Annotated in this window: 6 protein-coding genes; all 6 read right to left on the bottom strand. The window is 66.5% G+C overall.

Translation table 11 applies throughout. From position 1 onward, the window contains the following. The coding region (locus G3O00_RS36485) for a DNA gyrase modulator (protein ID WP_346779015.1) at nucleotides 1-219 on the bottom strand (219 nt) is incomplete at its 3' end. After that, the gene (locus G3O00_RS36480; protein ID WP_206145912.1) at nucleotides 212-1,855 is read right to left on the bottom strand and encodes a dipeptide ABC transporter ATP-binding protein; all 1,644 of its coding nucleotides are present in this window, start codon (nucleotides 1,853-1,855) and stop codon (nucleotides 212-214) included. The genes G3O00_RS36480 and G3O00_RS36485, both read right to left, overlap by 8 nt. Then, a complete protein-coding gene (locus tag G3O00_RS36475; protein WP_206145911.1) occupies nucleotides 1,855-2,967 on the bottom strand; it encodes an ABC transporter permease in 1,113 nt (370 codons plus the stop codon). The genes G3O00_RS36480 and G3O00_RS36475 overlap by 1 nt, the downstream gene beginning before the upstream one ends. Continuing rightward, nucleotides 2,921-3,973, bottom strand: a complete 1,053-nt coding sequence (locus tag G3O00_RS36470; RefSeq protein ID WP_011352152.1) for an ABC transporter permease subunit — start codon at nucleotides 3,971-3,973, stop codon at nucleotides 2,921-2,923. The genes G3O00_RS36475 and G3O00_RS36470 overlap by 47 nt, the downstream gene beginning before the upstream one ends. A gap of 12 nt (nucleotides 3,974-3,985) precedes the next feature. Then, nucleotides 3,986-5,845, bottom strand: a complete 1,860-nt coding sequence (locus G3O00_RS36465; protein ID WP_206145913.1) for an extracellular solute-binding protein — start codon at nucleotides 5,843-5,845, stop codon at nucleotides 3,986-3,988. Nucleotides 5,846-6,147: 302 nt separating this feature from the next. Further along, nucleotides 6,148-8,769 (bottom strand): TonB-dependent receptor (locus G3O00_RS36460; protein WP_206145910.1); only part of this gene is annotated, 2,622 nt, incomplete at its 5' end.

The following is an 8,769-nucleotide window of genomic DNA, read 5'->3' as shown; positions in this document are numbered from 1 at the left end:
ATCAGGCGTCGCCGCATAGCCCGCGCCCGTGCCGGCCCAGGCCGTCAGCATCGCACCACGCTCGCGCGTGCGCGAAAACGGCTGCGCGACGTCGTTGCGCACCGCATGTTCGTCGATCGTCTCGTCGACGATGCGCAGCGACCAGAAATCGGCGTCGCTGCGCAACGCTTTCGCGGCTTGCACCGCTCGGGCGCCCGGCGCCCGGTTCTCGTCAATCATCGGTTCTCTCTTGCCTCTCCTGCGGGCCGCGCTCCGGCGCCAGCATGGACGACGCGAGCAACGCTCGCGTATACGGATGGGATGGCGCGTGCAGCACGTCGAGCGTCTCGCCCGCCTCGACCACGCGCCCCGCCTTCATCACGATGACCCGGTGAGCCATCGCGCGCATCACTGCCAGATCGTGCGTGATGAACAGGTAGCTGAGTTTGTACTTCTTTTGGAGATTCGTCAGCAGATTCAGCACCTGCTTCTGGATCGACACGTCGAGCGCACTCGTCGGCTCGTCGAGCACCAGCAGTTCCGGCTCCACCGCCAGCGCCCGCGCGATCGCGATCCGCTGCCGCTGCCCGCCGGAAAACTCGTGCGGATAGCGCAGCATCGCTTCGGGCGGCAGGCCCACCTCCTGCAACAGCGCGGCGATCCGCGCCCGCCGCGCGTCGCCGGCCACCTGCGGCCGGTGCACGCCCAGCCCTTCGCCGACGATCTGCTCGACCGTCATGCGCGGCGACAGCGAACCGAACGGATCCTGGAACACCACCTGCATGCGCCCGTACAGCGTGCGGCGGCCCTGCGTCGTGCGCAGCGACGCCAGCGGCATGCCGTCGATCTCGATCCCGCCCGACGCCGGCCGCTGCAGGCCGAGCACGGCCGACGCGAGCGTCGATTTCCCCGAGCCCGACTCGCCGACGATCCCGAGCGTTTCGCCGCGCTTCAGGCTCAACTGCACGTCGTGCACGGCGCGGAACGTCGTCTTGCCGAGCACCGAGCGCCAGCCCTTTGCCGCGATGCGGTAGTCGACCGCAAGGTGCTGCACGTCGAGGAACGTCTGCGCGCCGGCGGCGACCGGCTCGACCGCCCGTTGCGGCGCGCTGTCGAGCAGCCGGCGCGTATACGGATGCTGCGGCGCCGCGAACAGGGCGGCGGTCGTGTTCGCCTCCACCAGCACACCCTTCTCCATCACCGCCACGCGCTGCGCGAAGCGCCGCACGAGGTTCAGGTCGTGCGTGATCAGCAGTACCGCCATCCCGCGCGCGGCGGCCTCCTGCTCCTGCAGCTCGATCAGCAGGTCGACGATCTGCTGGCGCACCGTCACGTCGAGCGCGGTGGTCGGCTCGTCCGCGAGCAGCAGCCGCGGCCGGCACGCCAGCGCCATCGCGATCATCGCGCGTTGCCGCTGCCCGCCCGACAACTGGTGCGGAAAGCTGTCGATGCGCCGCTCCGGCTCCGGAATCCCGGTGCGCCGCAGCAGCGCGATCCCGCGCTCGCGTGCTTCGCCCGGGCGCAGCCCCTCGTGCAGCCGCAGGCTCTCGGCGATCTGCTTGCCGATCGTATACAGCGGATTGAGCGCGGTCATCGGCTCCTGGAACACCATCGCGATATCGGCGCCGCGAATCCCGCGCATCTGCTGCTCGGTCTTCGCGAGCAGATCCTCGCCGTCGAACAGCATCCGCCCCGACAGTGTCGCGTGCTGCGCGAGCCGCAGGATCGACAGTGCGGTCACGCTCTTGCCCGACCCCGATTCGCCGACGAGCGCCACGCGCTCGCCGCGGCCGATCGACAGGCTCAGGTCCTGTACGGCCGCGTTCGCGCCGAAATGCGCGGAAAACCCGTCGATCTGCAACAACGGTCGCGTCATCACCGCCCTCCGCCGAATGCCGAGCCGCGCGTGCGCGTGTCGAGCGCGTTGCGTAGCGCATCGCCCATGAAGGTGAGCAGCAGCAGCGTCACCACCAGCGCCGCGAACGCCGCAATCGAGATCCACCACGCATCCAGGTTGTTCTTGCCCTCCTGCAGCAGCTCGCCGAGGCTCGGCGTTGGCGGCGGCACGCCGAGGCCGAGGAAATCGAGGCTCGTCAGCGACAGGATCGCCGCGCTCATCCGGAACGGCAGGAACGTGATCACCGGCGTGAGGCTGTTCGGCAGCACGTGGCGCCAGATGATCTGTGCGTTCGTCAGCCCCATCGTGCGTGCCGCTTTCACGTAGTCGAGCCCGCGGTTGCGCAGGAATTCGGCGCGCACGTAGTCAGACAGTACGAGCCAGCCGAACATCGACAGCAGGATGAACAGCAGCCACAGCGACGGCGTGAAGATCGACGCGAAGATGATCAGCAGGTACAAGTCGGGCAGCGCGCTCCAGATCTCGATCAGCCGCTGCCCGACCAGGTCGGTGCGGCCACCGTAGAAGCCTTGCAGCGCACCCGTCAGCACGCCGACCAGCACGCCCGACACGGTCAGCGCGAACGCCATCAGCACCGACAGCCGGAACCCGTACAGCAATCGCGCGAGCACGTCGCGCCCGAACTGGTCGGTGCCGAGCCAGTTGCTCGACGACGGCGGCGCCGGATACGGCCGCGACGCGAAATAGTCGATCGTGTCGTAGCGGTAGCGGTTCGGCGGATAGATCGCGAAATTGCCGTGCGACTCGATCTTCGTACGGATATACGGATCGAGATAGTTCGTCATCGCGGGAAAGTCGCCGCCGAACAAGGTCTCCGGATAGTCCTTCACGATCGGGAAGTAATAGTGCCCGTCGTAGCGCACGATCAGCGGCCGGTCGTTCGACAGCAGGTTTGCGCCGAGGCTGAGCGCGAACAACACCGTGAAGATCACAAGGCTCCAGTAGCCGAGCGGCTGCGCGCGAAAGCGCAGCCACGTGCGCCGCCACGGCGACGGCGAGGCCGCGCACGCGGCGCACGCCTGGTCAGTGGTCCAGGCGGTTGAACTGGATACGGGGGTCGACGAGGACATAGCAGATATCCGCGATGAGTTTGGTCAGCAGGCCGATCAGCGTGAACAGGAACAGCGAACCGAGCACGACCGGATAGTCGCGGCGGATCACCGAGTCGTACGACAGTTGCCCCATGCCGTCGAGCGAGAACAGCGTCTCGATCAGCAGGTTGCCGTTCAGGAACGCACCGACGAACGCGGCCGGCAGCCCGGTGAGCAACGGGATCGCCGCATTGCGCAGCACGTGCTTCCACAGCACGTCGCGCTCCGGCGCCCCCTTCGCGCGTGCGGTCAGCACGTATTGCCGGCCGATTTCCTCGAGGAACGTGTTCTTGGTCAGGATCGTGACGATCGCGAAGTTGCCGATGACCGACGCCGTCACCGGCATCACGATGTGCCACAGATAGTCGAGCGCCTTGCCGATCAGCGTCAGGTCGTCGAAGTTGTCGGACGTGAGCCCGCGCATCGGGAACAGCTGCCAGAACGTGCCGCCGCCGAACAGCATCAGCAGCAGCACGCCGAGCACGAAGCCTGGCACCGCGTAGCCGGCCAGCACCAGCACGCTCGTCACGGTATCGAACCGCGACCCGTTGCGCACCGCCTTCGCGATGCCGAGCGGCACCGACACTAGGTACGTGAGGATCACCGTCCACATCCCGAGCGTGATCGACACCGGCAGCTTCGAGCGGATCACCGCCCACACGCTGCGGTGCGCGAAATAGGACTGCCCGAGGTCGAACGTCGCATAGCTCTTCAGCATCAGCACGTAGCGTTCGAGCGGCGGCTTGTCGAAGCCGAACTGCTTGCGGATCTGCTCGATCTGCTGCGGGTCGACGCCCTGGCTGCCGTGGTAGCCGCCGCCTCCGCCGCCCGCCTCCCCGCCGCGCGCGCTGCCGTGGCGCAACTGCGCGAGCACCTGTTCGACCGGGCCGCCCGGCACGAACTGCGTGACCGCGAACGTGATCGTCACCACCCCGATCAGCGTCGGGATCATCAGCAGCAATCGCCTGAGTATGTATGCCAGCATTGTCGTTCCTCCTCAGGCCGCCGGCGCGGGTTTCGCCGCCGGCTGCTTCACGTACCAGTAGTCGATGATCCAGTCCTCGTACTGATAGGAATCCGGCACGATCGCCGGGTGGCCGAGCGTCGCCTTGTACGCAATCCGCGCATTCGGCAGGTAGTACTGCGGGATCAGCGCGTACAGGTTGATCAGCACGCGGTCGAGCGCATGCGTGGCCGTCTCGAGATCGTCGAGCGTATCGGCCGCGAGCGCCGCATGAATCAGCGCATCGACGGCCTTCGATTTCACGCCCGGATAGTTCTCGGAGCCCGGCTGCGATGCGGCCGCGCTGCCGAAGCGTCGCGTCAGCTCCGCCCCCGGGATCGTCACCGGCAGGTAGATGTACGTCGTCATGTCGTACTCGAAATTGTCGAGGCGCTTCAGGTAGACCGCACTGTCGATCTCGCGCAGGTAGGCCTGGATGCCGAGCATCGCGAGCGCCTGCGTGTACGGCAGGATCAGGCGGTCCATGCCGGGCTGGTCGTCGATGATCTCGATCGTCATCGGCGTGCCGTTCGCGTCGCGCAGCGCGCCGTCGCGGTAATGCCAGCCGGCCTGCGCGAGCAGGTCGCGCGCTTCCTTCAGGTTCGCGCGCAACGAGTTCGGCGGCAGCGTCGACGGCTGCTGGACCATCGGGCCGAATACCTCTGGGGGCAGCGTCGAGCGGAACGGTTCGAGCAGCGCGAGCTCCTTCTCGCTCGGCGTGCCGGTTGCCGCGAACGGGCTCGCCTCCCAGAAGCTGTTGGTCCGGCGATACTGCCCGTAGAACATCATCCGGCTCATCCAGTCGAAGTCGAATGCCAGCGCGAGCGCATGCCGCACCCGCACGTCCTGGAACATCGGCTTGCGCATGTTCATCAGGAAGCCCTGCATCTGTGCGGGGCCGTCGGGAAACTCGCCGCGCTTCAGCATGCCGTTGCGAAAATTCTTGCCGACGTACTTGCGTGCCCACTGCGTCGCGCTGTATTCCATGCGTGCGTCGATGTCGCCGGCCTTGAACGCTTCGAGCGCCGTGTATTGATCCAGGTACAGCTTGAACGACACGTGCGCGAAGCGGAACATGCCGCGTCGCGACGGCAGGTTCGCCGCCCAGTAGTGCGGGTCGCGCACGTAGCTGATCTGCTTGTCGTTCTTGCGCTGGTCGATCAGGTACGGGCCGCTCGCGATCGGCGGCACGTTCGCGATCTGGTCGAACGGCGGGCGCGTGCCGTCCGCGCGCTGCCCCCACTTCGGCGAGAACACCGGCAGGTCGCCCGCGATCAGCGCGGCGTCGCGCTCCGCGTGCTTGAACTCGAAGCGCACCGTGTGGCCGTCGACGGCCACCGCACGCTTGATGATCGCGAACTGCGCGTTGTACAGCGGCGACGCCTGCGGGCTCGTCAGCGTGTCGAACGAATATTTCACGTCGGCCGCGGTGATCGGGTCGCCGTTCGAGAAGCGTGCGGCCGGGTTGATGTGGAACGTCGCCGACAGCCCGTCGGGCGCAACGTCGACGTCGTCGGCGATCAGCGCGTATTCGGAAGCGAGCTCGTCCCAGCTGCGCTGCATCAGCGTGTCGAACATCAGGTTCTTGATGTCCGGTGCGGGCGCGCCGCGCACGAGAAACGGGTTCAGCGAGTCGTAGCTCTGCGATTCGTCGTAGTTTTCGAACTGGAGCGTGCCGCTGTCCGGCGCCTGCGCATTCGCGTAGTCGAAATGCGTGAAACCCGGCGGATATTTCGGATGGTCGTATTGCGAGATCGCCGGCACGGCGAGCGCGGCCTGCGGCACGACGCCGCCCGACACGAACCACGCAGCGCACGCAAGCAGCGCGGCGCGCGTGGCGGCGCGCATCCGCATGTGCGGGCGCTTCAGGTGCGAGTGGCGCGGCACGCGTGCCCGTCGCCCATTCAACAGTCTCATGGTCAGTGTGTCCGGAAGCGTGCGGGCGAGATGCCTGCGCGCGGTCGTTACCTGTGCCGGACGCCGCATGCCGGCTGCGTCCCGCGGAGGGTTCGTGCTGGTCACGATCGGATAAGCTGTGCCGCCGCGCGTCCCGGTTGCGGGCCGTCGTGGCGCCAGGCGAAAAAAGGCCGCCCCGAAAAGGGGGTAGTGGACGTGGAGCGGCCGGTCTAAAGCCTGTCAGTGCATCGCGATCGCCTTCAGAACTTGTACGTCGCGCCGATCTGCGCGAACCGGCCGATGTACGAATACACCGACGTGTCGTACCCGCTCTGGTCCAGCGTGCCGTTCGCGAAGATCGGGTCGTACGGCGGCGTGCGGTTGAAGAGGTTGTTGATGCCGCCGTAGATCGTCCAGTTCTTGAAGCCCGTGTACGACATCATCAGGTTGAACTGGCTGTACGAACCGACCTTCGACGGCGCAGGCGCCGGCGTGAGGTTCTGCGCGTACGGGCCCGTGAACTGCCACGTGAGCGCCGCATCGAACTTCCGGTAGTTCCAGTCCAGCGTCGTGTTGCCGCGCCAGCGCGGGAAGCTGCCGCCGAACGGCTGCGTGATCGTGAAGTTGTTGCCCGCGCCGTTGACCGGCGTGCCGCCCGGGAAGCCGATCTTGTAGCTGTTGATGTACGCCCAGTCGCCCGACAGCGTGACCGTGCCCCAGCCCTTGAGCGGCAGCCCCTGGCGGAACGTGCCTTCGAAGCCGTTGGTGTCGAGGTAGCCGAGGTTCTGGTACGGGATCACCTTGTACAGCAGTTGGCCCGTCGTCGGGTCGGTTGCGACCTGAGACGGCGTGCCCTGGCCGATCACGTTGTCGATGCGGATCTTGTACCAGTCGAAGCCGAGATCCGTGTACCGGCTCGGCGACACCTGGAAGCCGATGTTGAAGTTGCGCGTGCGTTCCGGCGCGAGGTTCGGGTTGCCGACGGTGATCGACGTGTAGTTCTGGCCGGTGGCCGGGTCGATCTGGATGCCGAGCGTCTGCGACTTGCTGTCCTCGACGAAGGTCGGCGCGCGGAAGCCACGGTTGTACGACGTATACAGCGTCAGTGCCTTGATCGGCTGGTAACGCAACGCGAAGCGCGGCGAGAAGGCGCCGCCCACGTCGGTGTAGTGGTCGTAGCGGCCCGCCTGGCTGAACGTCAGGTTCTCGAGGATCGGCACGTTGATCTGGTAATAGACGGCCGCGACGTTGCGCTGGCCATCCACCGTCTCGAGGTCCGGCGTGATGACGGCCCCGCTCAGGTATTCGGAGCCCGGTGTCAGCGTTTCGCTCTGGTGCGTGAACTGTGCACCGAAGCCGATGCCGACGTCACCCGCCGGCAGGTGGAACAGGTTCGGCGTCGATACCGTCGCGTCGATCGTGTCGAGCTTCGAGATGCCGAGGTTGTTCGCTTCCTGATAAAGCCCGTTGAACGCGTTCGGCGTTGCCGCCGGGTTCGCGAAGTTCAGCGTGCCGTTCTGGTAGATGTTGTTCAGCGCGTTGACGTTGAGCTGGTTCGTGAACACGTTCGACACCGTGCTCTGCGAATGGCTGACCGACGTCGCCCAGTCCCAGTCACCGTACGGCAGCGTAAACGACCCCTTGATGCCTGCGGCCGCACGCCAGTAGTTCGCCCAGGTCTTCTGCGCGACCGTGTTCGGAAACGCGTAGGTGAGCGGCGTGGCCGCGCCCGTCGTGTTGTACGGGTTGCTGACCGGTACCGTGAAATTGAACGGCGACAGCAGCTTCGTCTGCGGATTCCAGACGAGCGCAGGGTTCTGCGAATTGCCGATCACGTTGTTCCACAAGCCGTCGTTGGTCGTGGTCGTGTTGTAGCTCTCGAGAAAATCCGCGAACGCGGTCGTCTTGTCGTCGATCTTGAAGTCCGCATGGAGCTTCGCGTTCAGGCGCTCGGTCATCGGCAGGATCGACGTGCTTTCAGCCGTGTTGTACCCGCAGACCGTGCCCGGCGAACCGGCCGACAGCGAATTCGACACCGCCGGATGCACCGAGCCGCCGAACGGGCAGCCCCCGCTCAGCGCCTGCGCGACGCCGCCGGGCATATTCCAGTACGACGGCGCGAGCAGCGAGAAGCCGCCCGGCTTGCCCGTGAAGTCCTGGTTGCGCGTCGAATCGCGGTCGGCGAGCGTGAAGCCGTTCGACTTGTAGTAGCTCAGCGCGGCCGTCACGTTGAAGCGGTCCGCGTTCAGGTCGCCGAAGCCGCCGAGCACGCCGAACTTCACCGTGCCGTCGCCGTTACCGGCGTTGATCGCGCTGCCGAGGCTGCCGTCGAGCTGCAAGCCACGGAAATTGTGTTTCGTGATGATGTTGACGACACCGCCGATCGCGTCCGAACCGTACTGCGACACGGCGCCCGTCTTCACGATTTCAATCCGCTCGATATCGTTGAGCGGGATCGTGTTGAGGTCGAAGAACGAATCGACGCTGTTCGAAAAGAATGCGTACGGTGCGACGCGCTGGCCGTCGACCATCACGAGCGTGTACTTCTCCGACAGGCCGCGCAGCGCGATGCCGGCCGCGCCTGCCGCGAAGTTGCCCGATTGCCCTTCGCCCCAGCTGTTCGCCGAGTTGGCCGCCGCGTCGCGCAGGAAGTCGGTGACGGACACCGCACCGCTGGCCTGGATTTCCTTCGGCGTGATCGTCTGCACCTGCTGGAAGCCGGTCTTGTCGGCCTGCCGGATCAGCGAACCCGTCACCTCGAACCGCTTGATCTGCGCGACCTTGCCCTGCCCGTTCGCACCCGGTGCAGCGGGCGTCACCTCGGCTGCCGCGCCGGCCGCCGCGTCAGGTGCCGCGGGCGCTGCGGTGCCCGTGGCAGCCGC

The organism is Burkholderia sp. Ac-20384 (assembly GCF_017104605.1).
GTDB lineage: Bacteria > Pseudomonadota > Gammaproteobacteria > Burkholderiales > Burkholderiaceae > Burkholderia > Burkholderia lata.
This window is presented reverse-complemented; position numbering and strand designations above follow the sequence as displayed.